Below are 19507 nucleotides of genomic sequence, written 5' to 3' on the forward strand. Positions count from 1 at the left end.
AACATCACCTCCCCGCGGGCCGATCCAGCACTCGTGGACCTCGCCGCCCTCTCGCCCGACCAGCTCGGGCACGCCAGCGCTCTGCTCGAGCACGTGCTCACCGAGCTGAGCGCGGGGACCAGCGAGCGCGACGTGCTGACCCGGGCCGCGACCCTCGTCGCCGACCTCGTCGACGCCGACGTCGTCGCGGTGTGCGAAGGCGCGCACGTGCACGGCGGGGTCGGCCTCGGGCAGCGGTTCCTGCCCGAGCGCGGCCTGGCCCGCGTCGTCCGCGACGGCGGGGGGTCCTTCGCGGTGCCGGGCCTGGGCCGGGTCCGCGCCACCGTCGTCGCGGTGCCGGCCCTGTCCGGGGTCCACCTGGTCGTGGGCCGGGTCGAGGGCGCCGCCGAACCCGGGACCACCCTCACCACCACCGCCCTCGTCGCCCGCGTCCTGGGCCTGGTCGTCCTGAGCCGGCACGGGCGCGAGCGCGAGCGCTGGCACCGCCAGCAGGGGGCCCGGGGCGCCGCCGAGCGCGGCCGGCTGCAGCAGGCCCTGCGCCAGCGCGAGCAGGTCCTCACCACCTCGGTCCGCTTCCAGCGCGCGGTCTCCAGCCGCCGCCCGCTGCCGGAGCTGCTGCTGCAGATCGCCGCCAGCTCCTCCGAGCTCATGGACGGGCGCGCCGTCACCCTCGTCCTGGCCGACCCCCGCTCGCGGATGGAGATGCGCGTGGTCGCCGCCGTCGGCGAGCCGCAGCTGGACCCCGGGCTGGCGCTGGCCGCGACGGCGGCCCTGGGCGGGTTCGGGGTGGCGGTCGGCGACGAGCGCACCCCGGCGGCCGCGGCCGTGCACATCAACGGCCGCAGCGTGGGGGCGCTGGTCCTGGACACCCTCGGCAGCGGCTCCCTCGACCCGGTGGGGGCGACGGTGCTGCGCGCCTTCGCCGAGCACGCCAGCATGGCGCTCAGCCACGCCGACACCGTGCGCGCCGTCGAGGCCGCCTCCTCGGACCCGCTGACCAACCTGCCCAACCGCGCGGCCCTGCTGCGCCACCTCGAGGTCGCGCTGCGCGTCACCGAGGCCGACGGGGTGGGCACCGCGGTGCTGTTCATCGACCTCAACGGGTTCAAGCAGGTCAACGACTCCCTCGGCCACGCCGCCGGCGACGAGGTCCTGTCCCGGGTGGCCCGCCGGCTGCGCCGCTGCCTGCGCGGGGACGACCTCGCCGCCCGGCTCGGCGGGGACGAGTTCGCCCTCGTCGTGCGCGACGTGGAGCCGGCGCGCGCCGCGGCCCGCATCGCCGCGCGGGTGCAGGCCGACGTGGCGATGCCCCTGGAGACCCACGGCCGCACCGTCCGCGTGGGCGCGAGCATCGGCATCGCCGTCGCCGAGAGCGGGGTGGGGGCCGCGGAGATGCTGCGCCGGGCCGACAGCGCGATGTACCGCGCCAAGGCCGAGTCGCGGACGGGGTCCCCCGCGCCCTCCGCCGAGGCGACCGACGGCTCGCTGACGGGTCGCGTCGTCCTGTTCGAGGCCGACATGCACGACGTGGACCGGCTGCGCCGCCGGCTCGAGCACGACCTGCTCTCCGCCGTCACCGGGGAGGAGTTCGAGCTGGTCTACCAGCCGATCGTCCGCCTCGGCGACGGCGCGGTCGTGGGCGCGGAGGCCCTGCTGCGCTGGCGCCACGGCACCCGCGGGCTGCTGGAGCCGGGTGCGTTCCTCGCCGGCGCCGAGCGCTCCCCGGCGGTGGAGGAGCTGTGGCGGTGGGTCTTGCGCACCGCCTGCGCGCAGGCCGCGCTGTGGCGCGAGCAGGTCCCGGACCTGTCGATCACCGTCAACCTCTCCGCGGCGCACGTCATGACCCGCGGGGTCGCCGACGACGTCCGCCGGGCCCTGACCGCGGCGTCGCTGGACCCGACGGCCCTCGTCCTGGACGTCCCCGCCGACCTGCTCGCCGAGGACCCCGACGTCCTCGTCGCCCGCCTGAGGAAGCTGCGCGCCACCGGGGCGCGGATCCTGCTCGACGACTTCGCCACCCTGCGCCCCGACGGCGGGGTCCTCGCCGGGCACTCGCTGGCCCCGCTGCGCCAGCTGCCGGTGGACGGGGTGAAGCTGGACCGCACCCTCGTCGCCGAGATCGACGGCCCCGACGGCGTCGACGCGCTGGCCGCGGTCCGGACGCTGTGCGAGCTGGGCGCCGCCCTCGACCTGGGGGTCGTGGCGGAGGGCGTGGAGCGCGCCGAGCAGGTCCTGCTGCTCCAGGAGGCCGGCTGCACCGTCGGCCAGGGCGTCCTGCTGGGCGCGCCGCGCTCGGTGGAGGAGCTGGGCTCGGACCTCGCCGCCGGCGAGCTGGGCCCGGTCGAGCCCGGGGTCGCCGTCCCCGCGCTCGCGGACCTCGTCGAGCTCGTCGGCGCCCCGGGGGCGCACCCCGAGGCGGGCGGGCCGGAGCCGGGGCTCCCGCTGAGCGCCGCGGAGCTGTTCGCGCGGGAGTTCGGGCCGGTGGGGGTGGCCCGGGAGGGGGCCGTGGCCCTCCCGGCCCCTCCCGCCGCGGGGCCCGCCGGCGCCCCGGGGAGCCCGGTCCCGGTGCCCATCAGCGGCGTGCGGCCCACCGACCTGCGCCGGATGCTGGACCGCTCGCGCTGAGCGGCCCCTCCGTCGCGGCGGGTGGCTCCCCGTGCGTTCACCGTCACCCGCGGTCGCGCCGCTAGAGTGAAGGGGTGCCAGCGATCGTCGAAAAGGTCCTCCGCGCCGGTGAGGGCCGCGTGGTCAAGCGCCTGCACCGCGTCGCGGAGCAGGTGAACGCCCTCGAGAGCGACTTCGAGGCCATGAACGACGAGGAGCTGCGCGGCGAGACCGTCCGCTTCCGCGAGCGCCTCGCGGCCGGTGAGACGCTCGACGACCTGCTCCCCGAGGCCTTCGCGGTGGTGCGCGAGGCCGCCCGGCGCACGCTGGGCCAGCGCCACTTCGACGTGCAGCTCATGGGGGGTGCGGCCCTGCACCAGGGCAACATCGCCGAGATGCGCACCGGTGAGGGCAAGACCCTCGTCGCGACGCTGCCGGCCTACCTCAACGCCCTGTCGGGCAAGGGCGTGCACGTCATCACGGTCAACGACTTCCTGGCCGAGTACCAGAGCGAGCTGATGGGCCGGGTGTACCGGTTCCTGGGCCTGACCAGCGCGTGCATCCTGTCCCGGATGCGCCCCGACGAGCGGCGCGAGGCCTACGCCGCCGACATCACCTACGGCACGAACAACGAGTTCGGCTTCGACTACCTGCGCGACAACATGGCCTGGAGCACGGCCGAGATGGTCCAGCGCGGGCACAACTTCGCCATCGTGGACGAGGTCGACTCCATCCTCATCGACGAGGCCCGCACCCCGCTGATCATCTCGGGCCCCTCGGATTCCCCGACGAAGTGGTACGGCGAGTTCGCCAAGATCGCCCGCCGCCTGACCGTCGACGTCGACTACGAGGTCGACGAGAAGAAGCGCACCATCGGCATCCTCGAGGCCGGCATCGAGAAGGTCGAGGACCTCCTCGGCATCGAGAACCTCTACGAGAGCGTGAACACCCCGCTCATCGGGTTCCTCAACAACGCCGTCAAGGCCAAGGAGCTCTTCAAGCGGGACAAGGACTACGTCGTGTCCCCCAACGACGAGGTCCTCATCGTCGACGAGCACACCGGGCGCATCCTCGCGGGCCGCCGCTACAACGAGGGCATGCACCAGGCCATCGAGGCCAAGGAGGGGGTGCCGATCCAGAACGAGAACCAGACGCTGGCGACGATCACCCTGCAGAACTTCTTCCGCATGTACGACAAGCTGGCGGGGATGACCGGCACGGCCATGACCGAGGCCGCCGAGTTCCACCAGACGTACAAGCTGGGCGTCGTCCCCATCCCGACGAACCGCCCGGCGGTGCGGGTGGACCAGCCCGACCTCGTCTACAAGAACGAGCAGGCCAAGTTCGCCGCCGTCGTCGAGGACATCGCCGAGCACCACGCGGCGGGTCAGCCCGTCCTCGTCGGCACCACCAGCGTCGAGAAGAGCGAGTACCTCTCGACCCTGCTCACCAAGGCCGGGGTCGAGCACACCGTCCTCAACGCCAAGCAGCACGAGCGCGAGGCCTCGATCGTGGCGATGGCGGGCCGCAAGGGCGCCGTCACCGTCGCCACGAACATGGCCGGCCGCGGGACGGACATCATCCTGGGCGGCAACGCGGAGTTCCTGGCCGTGCAGGCCATGAGGGACAAGGGCCTCGACCCGGACGAGACGCCCGAGGACTACGAGGCCGCGTGGCCGGAGGTCCTGGAGCAGGCCCAGGCGTCGGTGAAGGCCGAGCACGACGAGGTCCGCGACCTGGGCGGGCTCTACGTCCTGGGCACCGAGCGCCACGAGTCGCGCCGCATCGACAACCAGCTGCGGGGGCGCTCGGGGCGCCAGGGCGACCCGGGGGAGTCCCGCTTCTACCTGTCCCTGACCGACGACCTCATGCGGCTGTTCAACGCGGCCCTGGTCGAGTCCTTCCTGACCCGCACGGGCATCCCGGAGGACGTCCCCATCGAGTCGAAGATGGTCTCGCGCGCCATCCAGAGCGCGCAGGGGCAGGTCGAGGGCCGCAACTTCGAGATCCGCAAGAACGTCCTGAAGTACGACGACGTCCTCAACCGCCAGCGCGAGGTCATCTACGCCGAGCGCCGCAAGGTGCTCGAGGGCGAGGACCTGCACCTGCAGATCCGCCACTTCATCGACGACGTCGTGACGGCCTACGTCACCGAGGCCACCGCGCGGGGGTTCGGCGAGGACTGGGACCTCGACGAGCTGTTCGAGGCGCTGCGCAGCCTCTACCCCGTCTCGGTGACCCCCGAGGAGGTCGTCGAGGCGGCGGGCGGTCGGGGCAACCTCACCGTGGAACGCCTCCTGGAGGAGATGCGCGCCGACGCCCAGGCCTGCTACGACGCCCGCGAGCAGGAGCTCGGCGAGACCGTCGTGCGCGACCTGGAGCGCCGCGTCGTGCTGTCGGTCCTGGACCGCAAGTGGCGCGAGCACCTCTACGAGATGGACTACCTCCAGGAGGGCATCGGCCTGCGGGCGATGGCGCAGCGCGACCCGCTGGTGGAGTACCAGCGCGAGGGGTACCAGCTGTTCGGGGCCATGACCGAGGCCATCAAGGAGGAGTCTGTCGGGTACCTGTTCTCCCTCCAGGTGCAGCCGGCCGCCCAGGCCGGGGCCGCGGCGACGCCCCCCGGGTTCGGGGCTCCGCCGGTGCGCCAGCAGCTGCAGTACTCCGCGCCCACCGCCGAGGGCGACGTCGAGGTCCACGCCGGCGACGCCGCCGCGACGGACGCGGACACGGGCAACCGCGCCCAGCGGCGCGCGAACCAGCGCCAGCAGCGCGAGGTCTGACCCCACCGGGCGGGCGGGTCACCCCAGTTCGAGGGCGGTGACCCGCCAGCGCTCCCCGGAGCGGTCGGTGCTGCGGTCGACGCGCAGGGCGACGGCGCGCACGCGGTCGCCGTCCTGCAGCACGCCGCCGACCTCGGCGACGCCGTCCCGGGGGAAGGACACCCGCAGCGACACCACGCGCGCGGGGCGCACGGTCCGGCCGGTGCGGGTGCGCAGCCTCGCCCGCAGGGCCGTCCGGCGCTGCACCCCGGCGTAGATGTCGGCGCTGGACCAGCGCAGCAGCTGCTGGGGCGGTCGCTGCCCGGCGAGGACCTCCAGCATCACCACGAGGTAGCGGCGCGTCCACGCCGTGACCTCGGGCAGTTCCGCCGGGGGCAGCAGCCGCGGGTCGACGAGGACGAGCTCGAGCACCCCCTGGTCGGGGTCGAGGTGGGTCAGGACGGGTCCTTCGGGCCCGAAGGCGTCCTCGCGCTCGTCGACGTAGGGCGGCAGGCCGTAGGGCAGCGGCACCCGCCCCGTGCCCGGGGGTTCGTCGAGCAGAGCGGCGGTGGAGCTGGTCACGCGGGGTCTCCTGGGTCGTGGGTGGTGCGGGGGAGGGGCGGGGGGAGTCAGGTCAGGCGCAGGACCTGACCGGGCAGCAGCAGGTCGGGGTCCTCGCCGATGACGTCGAGGTTGGCGGCGTGGAGGCGCTGCTGCTCGGCCGCGATCTCGCCGGGGTCGGCGCCGGGGCCGCAGCGCGCCGAGGCCAGCGACCAGAGGGTGTCGCCGCGGTGGACGACGACCTCGGACCCGCCGGTGCGGTCGGGGGCCGCGGGGCGGGGGACCGTCGGGATGAGGGGTGCCCAGCCCGGGTCGGGCAGCGCGGCGGGTGCGGCCGCGCCCGGGGCGGCCGGGGCGCTGGCCGCCCAGCCGAGCTCGGGGGCGGCGGTGGCGGCTCCGCGTTCGGCCGCCCCGGCGGACAGGGCCGTCGAACCGAGCAGGACGCCGACGACCAGGGCGACGAGGCGGCGGACGAGCCGGGGCACCCCGGGCAGTTCGCGGGTCCGTCGGCGCGGGTGCCGGCGGGCGCGGACCTCGTCCGCGGTGGCCAGCAGGACCGTGACGGCCAGCCAGGCGAGCAGGAGCGCGCCGGCGGTGGAGCAGCCGGCCACCAGGAGGTCGGGGACGGAGGCCGTCCCGGCGCGGGCGGTGCCCAGCGCCGGTGCGGCGAGGGCGAGCAGCCCGGCCCCGGCCAGTGCGGGCACCCCGGCCAGCAGCAGTCCGACGGCGAGCGTGAGCAGGTGGCGCGAGCAGCGCACGTGGACCGTCCTCCGTGTGGGTGAGCACTCTTGAACCCGTTGGAGGCTCTTCGGTGTCGTTTGGTGTCGTTTGGTGCGCCATGTCTAGCGATCACCTGGGCGCAGAGCCAGCGAGTCGGGGGACATGCGCCCGATCGGGCGGTGCTGCTTGACGGTGGGTGAATCCGGGTGACGCACGGGGGGACGGAGGGTGCCCGGCCCGTAGCGTTGAGCCGTGCGCTGGGACGACCTCTTCGAGGACCTGACGGGTCAGGCCGAGCACGCTGAGCGGCTCCAGCGGGACGAGGAGGTCTTCGACCGCATCCGGCGCGACGAGGCCACGGTGGCGCTGGTGGACCGCGTCCGGGCGGGCGGGGACCTCGTCCTCGTCCTGCGCGACGGTTCCCGCGTCGCCGGCCGGCTCGCCGGGGCCGGCCCGGACTGGTTCCTGCTCCAGGAGGAGTGGGCCCGGCGGCAGGTCCTGGTGCCGGCGGCGGCGGTCAGCGCGGTCCGCGGCGCCCCGGCGCGCAGCGCGGCGCCGTGGGGCCCGGTCGCGGCGCGGCGGACGCTGCTGATGGCCGTCCGGGCCCTGGCCCGGGCGGAGGAGCCGGTGCTCGTGCGCGCGGTCGCCCTCGACGTGCGCGGCAGGATCGGCCGGGTCGGGTCGGACCACCTCGACGTCCTCGTCGAGGTGGGGAGGGGCGCGGGGGAGGGGCCGGTCTCGATCCCCTTCGCGGCGCTGCTCAGCGTCGCCGAGCTGGGCTGAACCCCGGGTGGTCAGGCCTGGTCGGTGAGGTGGTCCTCGCCGGCGAGGACGCTCTCCCGGGTCTGGGCGTACATGCGCTGGATGTAGTCCTCGAGCTCGGACTCCTCGACGCGCCACTGCCCGCGGCCACCGACCTTGATGGCGCGCAGTTCACCCGTCCGGACCAGGGCGTAGGCCTGGGCCGAGGAGATCGCGAGCGTCTCGGCGACGTCCGCGAGCGGGACGAATCGGGCGGGCACGGGGGCTCCTGGGGGCTGGATCGGGGGCAGGGCTGCCCGGTGCCCGCATCCTCGCACGACGTCCGTCCTGCGCATCGGCCGTTCGGGTGGCCTGTGGACGACGGTCCCCGGGCGTCCCCCGGGCACCGCACCATGGCTTCCGACCACCGCACGTCCGCCCGGCCGTGCGCCCGGGAGCGACGGAGGACCAGTGCGGACAGCGGTGCGAGCGGTGCACGGACGGGACGTGCCGCCGGCGACGGCCGCTCGGCGGGTGAGCGCCCCCTCGTGGCGGGACCCGCGGCTGCTGGTGGGCGTCGTGCTGGTGCTGGCCAGCGTCGTCCTCGGCGCCCGGGTGGTCAGCGCCGCGCAGCAGACGGCGAGCGTCTGGGCGTTGTCCCGGGCCGTCGGCGCAGGCCAGCCGGTCACCGCGGCCGACCTGCGCGTCGCCGAGGTGCACCTGGACGCGGGCACGTCGCCGGCCTACGTCCCCGCCTCCGCCGAGCTCGCCCCGGACCTGGTGGCCCTGCGCGGCCTGGCCCCGGGCGAACTCCTCCCGCGGGCGGCGCTCGGCCGCACCGGCGACCTCACCTCCCGTCCGGTGACGGTCCCCGTGACCGGCAACGTCCCGCGCGGGGTGGAGGTCGGCGCCCTGGTGGACGTGTGGGTCGTGCGCCCCGGTGACCCCTCCGGGCTCGCGGACCCCGCCGAACCGGAGCGGGTCGTGGGGGCCGCGGAGGTCTCGGCCGTGGTCACCGGCGGGGGCGGGCTGAGCGCGCGCTCGGGCGCGGACGTCCAGGTGCTCGTCCCCCAGGACGCGATGGCGGCGCTGCTGCAGGCGGGTTCCGACGGCCACGACGTGGTCCTGGTGCCCCTCCCCGGCGCGGGCGCGGCGGCGACCGGGGCGCGCTCGTGACGCTGCCGGTCGCGGTGTCGGTGCCGGGGTCGGCGGAGGCGAGGCTGCTGGCGGGGTGGGAACCGCTGCGCCGGGAGCTGGTGGTGGTGCGCCGCTGCCCGGACGTGGCGGACCTGCTGGCGGCGGCCGGGGCCGGGCTGGTCCGGGCCGTCGTGGTGGGGGCCGACCTGCCCGGCTGCGACAGCGAGACGGTGGAGGCGTTCCGCCGCTGGGGCGTGGCGCTGCTCGTCCTGCTGCCCGAGGGGGCCGGGGGCGAGGCCGCCGAACGGCGGTGGCGGGCGGTCGGCGCGCTGCGCTTCGCCGGCGAGGACCGTCCCGCCGCCGACCTGGCGCGGGAGGTCGCCCTGGCGGTGGAGGCGGTGCGGGCCGAGGACGGCGGGGACGGGGACCCGCGGGGCGGGGCCGCTGAGCCGGCGCCCGGTCCGCTGGGGCCCGCCGTCCCGGGGCGGACGGTCGCGGTCTGGGGACCCCACGGCTCGACGGGGCGCACGACGGTGGCGGTGAACCTCGCCGCGGAGCTCGCCCTGGCCGACCAGGCCGTCCTCCTGCTCGACGCCGACACCCGGGGGGCGGCGGTGGGGCAGGTGCTCGGCCTCCTCGACGAGGCCCCGGGGCTGCTCGCGGCGCTCCGGTCCGCCGCCGACGGCCGGCTCGACGTCGCCGCCCTGCGCCGGCACGCCGCCGCCGTCGCACCGGGGCTGGCGGTCCTCACCGGATCCGGGGACCCCGCGCGCTGGAGCGAGGTCAGACCCGCCGCCTTCCGCCGGGTGCTCGAGGTCGGCGCCGCGGGCCACGATTGGACGGTGGTGGACCTGCCCGGGGGGACCGACGACCTGCCGGACGGGTTCGACGGCGGGCGCGGTCGGGACGCGGTGACGGCGGCGACGCTGGAGGCGGCCGAGGTCGTCATCGTGACGGGGACCGCCGACCCCGTCGGGCTGCAGCGCTTCCTGCGCACCTGGCAGCGGATGCCGGAACTGGCTCCGGACGCGCTCGTGCTCCCCGTGGTGACGCGGGTCCGGGCGTCGGCGGTGGGTGGGTCCGCGGCGCGCCGCACGACGAGCGCGCTCCACCGCCTCGGTGGTGTCGAGGCCCCGGTCCTCCTGCCCGAGGACGAGGCGGCGGACACCGCGCTGCTCGCGGGCCGCACCCTGGCCGAGGTCGCCCCGCGCAGCGGCCTGCGCCGCGCCGTCCGCCGGCTGGCGGAGCACCTGGAGGCGGTCGTGGACCTCCCGGAGGACACCGCGGACCTGTCGGCCGACCCAGGATTTGACCGGCTGCTGGCCCGCCGTTAACGTAGTTGTCACACCGCAGGGCGGAGAGGAACGGACGGGCAACCGGCCGGTCTCCGACTGGGGAGGGGACATCCCCCGACGACATCACCAGCCGCCGGCGCTCAACCGCGCCCACCGGCTGCCGATGAAGACGGAGTGTCCTGACCGGGTCGAAACATCCGGTAAGTTGGACGACACCGCAGACAAGAGGCCACGGAAGTGGTCGACGGTCTCGCGTCCGGTTCTTGAGAACTCAACAGTGTGCCAAAAAGTGTTGATGCCATATGTATCAACCCCCAATGGCTGTTCATGTTCTGCTGCATCGTCTGGTGTGGTGGGGGTGGATGGTCGGGGATTCCTTTGGGATTGATCTCTGCCTCTTTCACGCCAGTGGGGGGTGGGGTTTTCGAGTCCAAGGGTCAACTATGAAGTGAAATGATCTACATCGCTGACTGTTCCTTTCGGGGGTGGTTGGGGGTGGAAGGTTTTTCGACGGAGAGTTTGATCCTGGCTCAGGACGAACGCTGGCGGCGTGCTTAACACATGCAAGTCGAACGGTGAACCCCTTCGGGGGGGATCAGTGGCGAACGGGTGAGTAACACGTGAGCAACCTGCCCCTGGCTCTGGGACAACCACTGGAAACGGTGGCTAATACCGGATACGACTCATCACCGCATGGTGTGTGGGTGGAAAGTTTTTCGGCTGGGGATGGGCTCGCGGCCTATCAGCTTGTTGGTGGGGTAATGGCCTACCAAGGCGACGACGGGTAGCCGGCCTGAGAGGGCGACCGGCCACACTGGGACTGAGACACGGCCCAGACTCCTACGGGAGGCAGCAGTGGGGAATATTGCACAATGGGCGAAAGCCTGATGCAGCGACGCCGCGTGAGGGATGACGGCCTTCGGGTTGTAAACCTCTTTCAGCTCCGAAGAAGCGAAAGTGACGGTAGGAGCAGAAGAAGCACCGGCTAACTACGTGCCAGCAGCCGCGGTAATACGTAGGGTGCAAGCGTTGTCCGGAATTATTGGGCGTAAAGAGCTCGTAGGCGGTGTGTCGCGTCTGCTGTGAAAACTCAGGGCTCAACTCTGAGCTTGCAGTGGGTACGGGCACACTTGAGTGCTGTAGGGGAGACTGGAATTCCTGGTGTAGCGGTGAAATGCGCAGATATCAGGAGGAACACCGGTGGCGAAGGCGGGTCTCTGGGCAGTTACTGACGCTGAGGAGCGAAAGCATGGGGAGCGAACAGGATTAGATACCCTGGTAGTCCATGCCGTAAACGTTGGGCGCTAGGTGTGGGGTCCATTCCACGGATTCCGTGCCGCAGCTAACGCATTAAGCGCCCCGCCTGGGGAGTACGGCCGCAAGGCTAAAACTCAAAGGAATTGACGGGGGCCCGCACAAGCGGCGGAGCATGCGGATTAATTCGATGCAACGCGAAGAACCTTACCAAGGCTTGACATGCGCGGTGGAATCCCAGAGATGGGGTGTCATTTAGTTGGTCGCGTACAGGTGGTGCATGGTTGTCGTCAGCTCGTGTCGTGAGATGTTGGGTTAAGTCCCGCAACGAGCGCAACCCTCGTTCCATGTTGCCAGCACGTTATGGTGGGGACTCATGGGAGACTGCCGGGGTCAACTCGGAGGAAGGTGGGGATGACGTCAAATCATCATGCCCCTTATGTCTTGGGCTTCACGCATGCTACAATGGCCAGTACAGAGGGCTGCGATACCGTGAGGTGGAGCGAATCCCAAAAAGCTGGTCTCAGTTCGGATCGGGGTCTGCAACTCGACCCCGTGAAGTCGGAGTCGCTAGTAATCGCAGATCAGCAACGCTGCGGTGAATACGTTCCCGGGCCTTGTACACACCGCCCGTCACGTCATGAAAGTCGGTAACACCCGAAGCCGGTGGCCCAACCCGTAAGGGGGGGAGCTGTCGAAGGTGGGACTGGCGATTGGGACGAAGTCGTAACAAGGTAGCCGTACCGGAAGGTGCGGCTGGATCACCTCCTTTCTAAGGAGCATCAACCACACCTCACAGACCACCGGCTCCGTCGTGGGTTGGTGGTGAGGGTGGGTGGGCCGGTTTCTTCGGACGTACGTTCCGGGGCCGGTGCTCAAGGGTGGAACATCAACACGATTCTTTCTGGCTTCTTCTGCTGTCAGTACCTCCCGCGTGCGGGAGTGGAACGCGGTGGGGAGTTCGGAAAGGGTCTGGCGCACTGTTGGGTCCTGAGGGACCGGCCGGCAACTCCGTCGAGTGATTGACGGGGTTGCGGGTGGTTTCTTGGTCTGGGCCTGCCTTGGTCATTCACATCGGCTTGCAGAGGGTTGTCACTTCGGTGGTGCTCTGCGGGTGCTGGTGGTGGTCGTTAGAGGTGGGTGCGGGTTGTCTGTTGAGAACTGCACAGTGGACGCGAACATCTTTTAGTAGTGGTGTTCGTCGAGTAGATAATCCTCTGATGATCGGACCGTTGCGTCCAGGGGCTCCTTCGTGGGTGTCTGGGTGGGTGGTCCGTGTCTTTGTGGTTTGGGTTCAAGTTTATCGCCTTGACCCGCATTGATCGTTCATCGCTGTTCTCGCTTCGGCGGGTGTGTGGTGGTGGGTGGTGTGTGGTGGTCAAGTGTTTAAGGGCGCATGGTGGATGCCTTGGCATCAGGAGCCGATGAAGGACGTGGGAGCCTGCGATAAGCCTCGGGGAGTTGGCAACCGAATGTTGATCCGAGGGTGTCCGAATGGGGAAACCCGGCCGTCGTCATGGGCGGTCACCCGCATCTGAATGTATAGGGTGCGTGGAGGGAACGTGGGGAAGTGAAACATCTCAGTACCCACAGGAAGAGAAAACAATTGAGTGATTCCGTGAGTAGTGGCGAGCGAAAGCGGATGAGGCTAAACCTGGCTCGTGTGATACCTGGTAGGGGTTGCGGGTGAGGGGTTGTGGGAGTGTTCTGGACTGGGCTACCACCTGGTCGGGGAGTGAGAAAGTCGTGGTGTAGCCGAAGGGCCTGGGATGGTCCGGCGTAGTGGGTGAGACCCCCGTAGGCGAAACATTGCGGCCTCCTTGGGAGCATGTCCCGAGTAGCACGGGGCTCGTGAAATCTCGTGTGAATCTGCCAGGACCACCTGGTAAGCCTAAATACTTCCTGATGACCGATAGCGGACAAGTACCGTGAGGGAATGGTGAAAAGCACCCCGGGAGGGGAGTGAAATAGTACCTGAAACCGTGTGCCTACAATCCGTCGGAGCAGGCTTGTACCTGTGACGGCGTGCCTTTTGAAGAATGAGCCTGCGAGTTAGTGGTGCGTGGCGAGGTTAACCCGTGTGGGGTAGCCGTAGCGAAAGCGAGTCCGAATAGGGCGTTTTTAGTCGCGTGCTCTAGACCCGAAGCGGAGTGATCTACCCATGGCCAGGTTGAAGCGCGGGTAAGACCGTGTGGAGGACCGAACCCACCAGGGTTGAAAACCTGGGGGATGAGCTGTGGGTAGGGGTGAAAGGCCAATCAAACTCCGTGATAGCTGGTTCTCCCCGAAATGCATTTAGGTGCAGCGTCACGTGTTTCTTGCTGGAGGTAGAGCTACTGGATGGCTAATGGGCCCCACCGGGTTACTGACGTCAGCCAAACTCCGAATGCCGGTAAGTGAGAGCGTGGCAGTGAGACTGCGGGGGATAAGCTTCGTAGTCGAGAGGGAAACAGCCCAGATCATCAGCTAAGGCCCCTAAGCGTGTGCTAAGTGGGAAAGGATGTGGAGTTGCGCAGACAACCAGGAGGTTGGCTTAGAAGCAGCCACCCTTTAAAGAGTGCGTAATAGCTCACTGGTCAAGTGATTCCGCGCCGACAATGTAGCGGGGCTCAAGTACACCGCCGAAGCTGTGGCATTCACATGTTAACCCCAGGTGCTTGGACTTGTTCTGAGTGTCTGCAGGTGTGTGGATGGGTAGGGGAGCGTCGTGTGTGGGGTGAAGCAGCCTGGTGATGGGTTGTGGACTGCACGCGAGTGAGAATGCAGGCATGAGTAGCGAATGACGGGTGAGAAACCCGTCCGCCGATTGACCAAGGGTTCCAGGGCTAGGTTCATCCGCCCTGGGTAAGTCGGGACCTAAGGCGAGGCCGACAGGCGTAGTCGATGGACAACGGGTTGATATTCCCGTACCGGCGTAGAACCGTCCATGGTGAGGCCGGGGATGCTAAGCACCCAAAGCCGCCACCACCTTCGGGTGGTGGTTGGTGGAGCGTGTGACCCGATCCGGTAGTAGTCAAGCGTATTAACAGGGGTGACGCAGGAGGGTAGCTTCCGCGTGGCGATGGTTGTCCACGTCCAAGGGTGTAGGGCGTGCTGTTGGTAAATCCGCAGCGCTGACTTGAATGTCGAGCTTGAGACCTGATGGTGACCCTTTCGGGGGGAAGTAGGGTGATCCCATGCTGCCTAGAAAAGCCTCGGCGCGAGGTTCGAGCCGCCCGTACCCTAAACCGACTCAGGTGGTCAGGTAGAGAATACCGAGGCGTTCGAGTGAATCGTGGTTAAGGAACTCGGCAAAATGCCCCCGTAACTTCGGGAGAAGGGGGGCCTGAGACGTGAAGCTCCTTGCGGGCTAGCGTTTGAGGGCCGCAGAGACCAGGGGGAAGCGACTGTTTACTAAAAACACAGGTCCGTGCGAAGTCGCAAGACGATGTATACGGACTGACGCCTGCCCGGTGCTGGAACGTTAAGGGGACCGGTTACTCACCCTTGTGGTGGGGACGCTGAGAACTTAAGCGCCAGTAAACGGCGGTGGTAACTATAACCATCCTAAGGTAGCGAAATTCCTTGTCGGGTAAGTTCCGACCTGCACGAATGGCGTAACGACTTCCCCGCTGTCTCAACCGCGAACTCGGCGAAATTGCACTACGAGTAAAGATGCTCGTTACGCGCAGCAGGACGGAAAGACCCCGGGACCTTCACTATAGCTTGGTATTGGTGTTCGGGACGGCTTGTGTAGGATAGGTGGGAGACTGTGAAGCTCACACGCTAGTGTGGGTGGAGTCAACGTTGAAATACCACTCTGGTCGTTCTGGATGTCTAACTTCGGTCCGTGATCCGGATCAGGGACAGTGCCTGGTGGGTAGTTTAACTGGGGCGGTTGCCTCCTAAAGAGTAACGGAGGCGCCCAAAGGTTCCCTCAGCCTGGTTGGCAATCAGGTGTTGAGTGTAAGTGCACAAGGGAGCTTGACTGTGAGACCGACAGGTCGAGCAGGGACGAAAGTCGGGACTAGTGATCCGGCCGTGGAGTGTGGAATCGCGGTCGCTCAACGGATAAAAGGTACCCCGGGGATAACAGGCTGATCTTGCCCAAGAGTCCATATCGACGGCATGGTTTGGCACCTCGATGTCGGCTCGTCGCATCCTGGGGCTGGAGTAGGTCCCAAGGGTTGGGCTGTTCGCCCATTAAAGCGGTACGCGAGCTGGGTTTAGAACGTCGTGAGACAGTTCGGTCCCTATCCGCTGCGCGCGTTGGAAACTTGAGAAGGGCTGTCCCTAGTACGAGAGGACCGGGACGGACGAACCTCTGGTGTGCCAGTTGTTCCGCCAGGAGCATGGCTGGTTGGCTACGTTCGGAAGGGATAACCGCTGAAGGCATCTAAGCGGGAAGCCTGCTTCGAGATGAGGTTTCCGTGCCCCCTTGTGGGGTGAGAGGCTCCCTGTAGACGACGGGGTTGATAGGCCGGGTGTGGAAGCAACGACGAGAGAGTTGTGGAGCTGACCGGTACTAATAGGCCGATCACTTGTCTACCACGCACCAGTCACCATCACTGCTGAGCAGTGCGGTGGGGTGTGGGGTTGAGGCGAGTACTTGAACGGTTACGAGATCAAGCACCGCTGCTGGTGTTCGCGTCCATTGTGTGGTTCTCGGGAGAGAACTCGAACACACCACTCTTGCGCAGACTTTCGTCTGTCGGGGGTGGGGTGTGGTTTGATCCTGACCTTTGTGGTCCGGTGGTCATAGCGGTGGGGAAACGCCCGGTCTCATTCCGAACCCGGAAGCTAAGCCCACCAGCGCCGATGGTACTGCTCGGGAGACTGGGTGGGAGAGTAGGTCACCGCCGGCCACTCACACTTGTGGTGAGAGGTGTGTGGGGAGCAGCCCGTACCGGGCTGCTCCCCACACCCATATCCAGGGCCGTGAGACCCTGAACTGCTCAGACAATGAGCTCAACGTGAACAGTGACGAGGACACCGCGCGCAGCGCGGGTGGGTGGGAGATCGGCATGGCTGAATCTGGTGCACGTGATCGCAACAGCGGTGGCGGCGACCGGCGTCCAGCCGGCGGCGGCCAACGTGGCGGACGCTCCGGCGCTCCGCGGACGGGCGGCGGGTTCCGACCCTCCACCAGTGGTCCTCGTCGTGACGGTGGCGGCTCCGCGGGGCCGCGTTCCGGCAGTGAGAGCCGCAGCGGGAACGACGGCGACCGTCGTCCTGCCAGCGGAGGCGGTCAGCGTTCATCGCGTGACGCGTTCTCGGGGTCCGAGCGGGCGCAGCGCAACGATCGTCCTTCTCGTCCGGATCGTGACGGCCGTCCGGCGCGCGACGGTGCGCGTTCCTACGGCTCTGACCGGCCCCAGCGCAGTGGTTCTCGCGACGAACGGTCCTTCCGCGGCGACCGCGACCAGCGTCCGGCGCGCGACAGTGCCCGCTCCTACGGCTCCGACCGACCCCAGCGCAACGACTCCGCCGGGGATCGGCCCTTCCGCGGCGATCGCGACCAGCGTCCTGCGCGTGATGGTGCCCGTTCCTACGGTTCCGACCGCCCTCAGCGCGGTGGCTCCCGTGACGAACGGCCCTTCCGCGGCGGCCAGGACCAGCGTCCTGCCCGCGACGGCGCCCGCTCCTACGGCTCCGACCGACCCCAGCGCAACGACTCCGCCGGGGATCGGCCCTTCCGCAGCGATCGCGACCAGCGTCCTGCGCGCGACGGCGCCCGTTCCTACGGTTCGGAGCGTCCTCAGCGCAGTGACCGTGACCAGCGTCCGGCGCGTGATGGTGCCCGTTCCTACGGTTCCGACCGCCCTCAGCGCGGTGGCTCCCGTGACGAACGGCCCTTCCGCGGCGGCCAGGACCAGCGTCCGGCCCGCGACAGTGGTGGGCGTGCTCGTTCCGAGCGCCCTCATCGCGACGGTGACCGGACCGCCGGCAGCACCCGTCCGTCGCGTGGCGACGACCGTGGTCACCGCGAGGATCGTGGCCCCGCCCGCGGGGGAGCGGACCGGTCGCGCGACGACCGCCCCGCGCGTCCGTCGGGACCGCGGCTGCCGGAGGACGTCACGGGCAAGGAACTGGCCCCCGACATCCGTCGGTCGCTCTCGGGCCTGACCCCGGAGAACGCGGACATCGTCGCGAAGCACCTCGTGGCCAGCGGCCGTTTCGTGGACGTCGACGCCGAGCTCGCCTGGCAGCACGCGCAGGCCGCCCAACGGCGCGGTGGGCGCATCGCCGCCGTCCGGGAGGCTGCGGCGATCGCCGCCTACAAGGCGGGTCACTTCCGGGAAGCGCTCTCGGAGCTGCGCACGGTTCGCCGGATGACCGGCGACGACAGCTACCTGCCGCTCATGGCGGACTGCGAGCGAGGGCTGGGACGCCCTGAACGTGCCCTGGACCTCGCGAGCTCGCGGGAAGCCGCCGGCCTGGACACCGAGGCCAAGGTGGAGATGCTCATCGTCGCGGCCGGGGCGCGTCACGACCTCGGTCAGCACGAGGCGGCGGTCGTCTCGCTGCAGGTCCCGCAGCTGCGCACCAACAGCCGTGCGAGCTGGCGGGCCCGGCTCTGGTACGCCTACGCCGACGCACTGATCTCCGTCGGTCGCGAGGCCGACGCCCGCGAGTGGTTGGTCCGGGCCGCCGAGGCCGACACCGACGGGGAGACCGACGCCTCCGAGCGTCTCGACGAGCTCGACGGCATCGTCTTCGACGAGGAGTTCGACGACGACGTCGCCGCGGTCGACGACGAGTCCGACGACGACGAGTCCGACGACGACGAGTCCGACGACGACGAGTCCGACGACGACGAGTCCGACGACGACGAGTCCGACGACGACGAGTCCGACGACGACGAGTCCGACGACGACGAGTCCGACGACGACGAGTCCGACGACGAGCCGACGAGCGAAGGCTGAGCCGCGTGCGGGTGTACTGGCCGACGACGTTGGCGGAGCTGGCGCGGGTAGTCGGGGCGGGGGACCTCGCGCCGGCACCGGCGGTGGTGCACGCCGTCACCCGCACGCTGCGCGACTTCTACGCCGACGCCGATCCTCGTGACCTCGAGGAGGAGCTGGAGTACGTCGCGATGTCCGACGCGGCGGAGCAGTCGGTGCGCCTCCTCGGGCAGGACCCGTCCGCCGCGCCGCGCCGCGTGGTGCTGGCCCTCGACGTGGCGGACGACGCCGTCGAGGTCCAGCCCGACGCCGGGTGGGCCGCGCCGGAGCGGTCGCGGGTGACGGTGACGGTGCCCCTGTCCCTGGACGCGCTGGCCAGCGTCCACGTTGACGACGCCGAGGCGGAGGCCGACGTCCGGGCGGCCGTGGCGGTGTTGGCCGCGGCCGACGCCGGCGACGAGGACGCCCGGTTCACCGTGGAGGCCTGCGAGGGCCACGACCTGCTCTGGTACGACGCGAGCGAACTGCCCGTCCTGCTCGCCGTCGGTCCCTGAGGGGGTTCCTCAGCGGGACGACCACTCCCGGGCCAGCTCGACCTCGGAACGGATCAGGTCGAGCAGGCCCGGCAGCGCGGCCTTCTCCACCGAGCCGCCCAGCAGCGGCACCTTGACGGTCAGTGAGCCGGTGAGGTCGTGCGTGCAGCCGACGGCGTCGGGGGTCAGGGTGACCGTCGCGACCAGCTCCACCGGGGCGGAGCGGATGGTGAGGGTCAGCTGCGCCCGCCGGGAACCGTCGGCGCCCGCCGGTGCCCAGCGCTCCACCTGCTCCACCACGGCGCTCGCCCCGAGGAAGCGGGAGGCGGCCTGCGGCAACCGCTCGGTCCCGACGGTCCGCGACGTGGTGACGACCGTCGTGCCGCCCTCGACGGTGGTGGACTCCTCGTGGGCGAGGGCTCCGGAGCGTTCGGCGCGGGCGGCGAGGAACGCCGGGTCGACGAGGACGGCCCAGACGGCCTCCGGGTCGGCGGTGAACTGCGAGCGCTCGGAGAAGTTCGTGGGCACGGTCAGTGGTTCCCTTCGCGAGTCAGGACGGCGAGCGGTGCGGCCAGGTCCCTGGCCAGGGCGGTCTCGACCTCGACCACCGCACCCGGCGGGGGAGGGGCGGGCAGCGCCCGCAGCCCCTCGGCGGCGACGTCCACCGCGTCGGCGGCCGCCCGGACGGCGACCGCGTCCTCCGGGTCCGGCAGGGCGGCCGCGGCGCGGCGCAGGCGCGAGGCCAGGGCGCGGAGCCCGGCGACGTCACCGCGGGCCGCGCCGACGAGGTCGGTGACGGTCACGGGCGCGACAGCAGTCCGTGCACGGCCGTCAGCAGGTCCAGGACCGCGGTCGTGGCGGCGGGGTCGCGCAGGTCGACGTCGGTGGCGGCCAGCTCCCGGGCCAGCGCGGCGCGCTCGGTCGGGGACGCGCCCGGGGGGCGTCGGACCGGCTCGCTGGTGATCGGCACGCACCCACTCTATGCACGCGTGCGCGCAGCGCCTCCGCGCGCCGCG

14 protein-coding genes and 3 rRNA genes are annotated in these 19507 nt (G+C 70.1%); 10 read left to right on the top strand and 7 right to left on the bottom strand.

What is annotated here, in order from left to right; genetic code table 11:
* Positions 1 to 33 precede the first annotated feature (33 nt).
* Both KRAD_RS24455 and secA read left to right on the top strand, forming a co-directional pair.
* Positions 34 to 2625, top strand: coding sequence for a putative bifunctional diguanylate cyclase/phosphodiesterase (locus KRAD_RS24455; RefSeq protein ID WP_012086447.1), 2592 nt, complete (start codon positions 34 to 36; stop codon positions 2623 to 2625).
* A 74-nt stretch (positions 2626 to 2699) separates the two neighbouring features.
* The gene (gene secA, locus KRAD_RS14855) at positions 2700 to 5387 is read left to right on the top strand and encodes a preprotein translocase subunit SecA (RefSeq protein ID WP_012086448.1); all 2688 of its coding nucleotides are present in this window, start codon (positions 2700 to 2702) and stop codon (positions 5385 to 5387) included.
* Positions 5388 to 5405: 18 nt separating this feature from the next.
* Here the strand turns inward: secA and KRAD_RS24460 are convergent, their stop codons facing one another.
* Together KRAD_RS24460 and KRAD_RS14865 are read right to left on the bottom strand one after the other, a co-directional pair.
* On the bottom strand, positions 5406 to 5948 hold the full coding sequence (locus KRAD_RS24460) for an Rv3235 family protein (RefSeq protein ID WP_049821218.1): 543 nt from the start codon (positions 5946 to 5948) through the stop codon (positions 5406 to 5408).
* A gap of 47 nt (positions 5949 to 5995) precedes the next feature.
* Positions 5996 to 6685 carry a LysM peptidoglycan-binding domain-containing protein gene (locus KRAD_RS14865; RefSeq protein WP_012086450.1) on the bottom strand — a complete coding sequence of 230 codons (690 nt, stop codon included), beginning with the start codon at positions 6683 to 6685 and terminating at the stop codon, positions 5996 to 5998.
* A gap of 214 nt (positions 6686 to 6899) precedes the next feature.
* Between KRAD_RS14865 and KRAD_RS14870 the strand changes: the two genes are divergently transcribed.
* A complete protein-coding gene (locus KRAD_RS14870) occupies positions 6900 to 7430 on the top strand; it encodes a hypothetical protein (RefSeq protein ID WP_012086451.1) in 531 nt (176 codons plus the stop codon).
* An 11-nt stretch (positions 7431 to 7441) separates the two neighbouring features.
* On the opposite strand, the gene KRAD_RS14875 is transcribed toward KRAD_RS14870, so the two are convergent.
* Positions 7442 to 7669, bottom strand: coding sequence for a helix-turn-helix transcriptional regulator (locus tag KRAD_RS14875; RefSeq protein ID WP_012086452.1), 228 nt, complete (start codon positions 7667 to 7669; stop codon positions 7442 to 7444).
* A gap of 253 nt (positions 7670 to 7922) precedes the next feature.
* Between KRAD_RS14875 and KRAD_RS14880 the strand changes: the two genes are divergently transcribed.
* The 5 genes from KRAD_RS14880 (at position 7923) to rrf (ending at position 15918) form a co-directional block, all read left to right on the top strand.
* Positions 7923 to 8564 (top strand): hypothetical protein, encoded by a 642-nt coding sequence (locus KRAD_RS14880; RefSeq protein WP_049821219.1) that lies wholly within the window; start codon positions 7923 to 7925, stop codon positions 8562 to 8564.
* Entirely contained in the window at positions 8561 to 9859 is a 1299-nt protein-coding gene (locus tag KRAD_RS14885) for a CpaE/TadZ family protein (protein ID WP_012086454.1), read from the top strand. The genes KRAD_RS14880 and KRAD_RS14885 overlap by 4 nt, the downstream gene beginning before the upstream one ends.
* 468 nt (positions 9860 to 10327) lie before the next feature.
* Positions 10328 to 11846: ribosomal RNA gene (locus KRAD_RS14890) — 16S ribosomal RNA — on the top strand.
* A gap of 604 nt (positions 11847 to 12450) precedes the next feature.
* Positions 12451 to 15602: ribosomal RNA gene (locus KRAD_RS14895) — 23S ribosomal RNA — on the top strand.
* A gap of 199 nt (positions 15603 to 15801) precedes the next feature.
* Positions 15802 to 15918, top strand: a 5S ribosomal RNA gene (gene rrf, locus KRAD_RS14900).
* Together the 16S, 23S and 5S rRNA genes form the textbook arrangement of a ribosomal RNA operon.
* A 390-nt stretch (positions 15919 to 16308) precedes the next feature.
* Here rrf and KRAD_RS26065 read toward each other — a convergent pair.
* Positions 16309 to 17037, bottom strand: coding sequence for a hypothetical protein (locus tag KRAD_RS26065; RefSeq protein WP_157873610.1), 729 nt, complete (start codon positions 17035 to 17037; stop codon positions 16309 to 16311).
* 177 nt (positions 17038 to 17214) lie between these two features.
* Between KRAD_RS26065 and KRAD_RS25715 the strand changes: the two genes are divergently transcribed.
* Entirely contained in the window at positions 17215 to 17979 is a 765-nt protein-coding gene (locus tag KRAD_RS25715) for a hypothetical protein (RefSeq protein WP_041292127.1), read from the top strand.
* A 5-nt stretch (positions 17980 to 17984) separates the two neighbouring features.
* Positions 17985 to 18512: a DUF6912 family protein gene (locus KRAD_RS14915; protein ID WP_012086456.1), complete on the top strand. Its 528-nt coding sequence runs from the start codon at positions 17985 to 17987 to the stop codon at positions 18510 to 18512.
* Between the two features lie 9 nt (positions 18513 to 18521).
* Here the strand turns inward: KRAD_RS14915 and KRAD_RS14920 are convergent, their stop codons facing one another.
* The 3 genes from KRAD_RS14920 to KRAD_RS26070 are packed head-to-tail and all read right to left on the bottom strand — an operon-like array spanning position 18522 to position 19461.
* On the bottom strand, positions 18522 to 19019 hold the full coding sequence (locus tag KRAD_RS14920) for a DUF2505 domain-containing protein (RefSeq protein ID WP_012086457.1): 498 nt from the start codon (positions 19017 to 19019) through the stop codon (positions 18522 to 18524).
* 2 nt (positions 19020 to 19021) lie between these two features.
* Positions 19022 to 19294 carry a hypothetical protein gene (locus KRAD_RS14925; protein WP_041292128.1) on the bottom strand — a complete coding sequence of 91 codons (273 nt, stop codon included), beginning with the start codon at positions 19292 to 19294 and terminating at the stop codon, positions 19022 to 19024.
* A complete protein-coding gene (locus tag KRAD_RS26070; RefSeq protein ID WP_157873611.1) occupies positions 19291 to 19461 on the bottom strand; it encodes a hypothetical protein in 171 nt (56 codons plus the stop codon). Before KRAD_RS26070 ends, KRAD_RS14925 begins: the two co-directional genes overlap by 4 nt.
* Positions 19462 to 19507: the final 46 nt, after the last annotated feature.

The sequence above is a fragment of the Kineococcus radiotolerans SRS30216 = ATCC BAA-149 genome (genome assembly GCF_000017305.1).
Taxonomy (GTDB): domain Bacteria; phylum Actinomycetota; class Actinomycetes; order Actinomycetales; family Kineococcaceae; genus Kineococcus; species Kineococcus radiotolerans.